The organism is Polaromonas sp. CF318 (assembly GCF_000282655.1).
GTDB lineage: Bacteria > Pseudomonadota > Gammaproteobacteria > Burkholderiales > Burkholderiaceae_C > Polaromonas.
This window is the reverse complement of record NZ_AKIV01000124.1, coordinates 1-715: the sequence shown is the minus strand read 5'-3', so window position 1 is coordinate 715 and position 715 is coordinate 1. Positions and strand designations below refer to the sequence as shown.

The following is a 715-nucleotide window of genomic DNA, read 5'->3' as shown; positions in this document are numbered from 1 at the left end:
TGCCGACCCGCAGGAACAGCACTTGCGGGATGACGATGCTGATATCCACCCGCCCGGTGGCGGTGGAGCCGACGATGGCCGGCGCGGTGTAGGTGGACTCGGCGTGGGCGGGGGCCACCAGCGATGCGGCGAGGCTCAAAGCGCTGATGGAAGAAAGAAGTATTTTTTTCATGATGGCTCCTGTTGTCTGTTTAGAGTTGGGTGGCGGTGTAGGTCACGCGGCCGTTTTTGGCGACCGTGCCGCCGTAGGTGCCGGCGGCGGGAATGTTGGCGTTGAGGTAGCTGTAAGTCCACTTGCCCTCGACACGCACCAGGCGGTTGGTGGCGGTCAGGGTGGAGGCCGTGCCGTTGCCGCCGGAGGCGCCGGTATTGAAGGCCGGATGGGTGATGGCCGCATTGGTGAAGCCCGAGGTGGTGGCGGCGAGGGCGCCGCCCGTGACGCCGATCTGGCTCCAGGCAATGGTCTCGCCGGCGGTGCCGGTGGTCAGGGGGCCGGTGGTGGAGGAGTTCAGGCTGACGTTGCCGCCGTTGCCGTAAACCCGCACCGTCACGGCGCCGGCTGTCAGGTCGCCGCCCACGCCTGCGATGGCGCTGGCGTCTCCCACATTGGCCGCCGGCACCGTGAATGTCGTGGAATCAATGGTGCCGTCGGTCGCTGTGTTGCCGGAGCTGGTGCCGACCCGCAGGAACAGCACTTGCGGGATGACGATGCTGA

The 715-nt window shown here is 66.7% G+C and carries 1 protein-coding gene; it reads right to left on the bottom strand.

Annotation, left to right across the window (positions count from 1 at the left end):
- Positions 1-191: 191 nt before the first annotated feature.
- Positions 192-715 (bottom strand): hypothetical protein (locus PMI15_RS25495; RefSeq protein ID WP_007873479.1); only part of this gene is annotated, 524 nt, incomplete at its 5' end.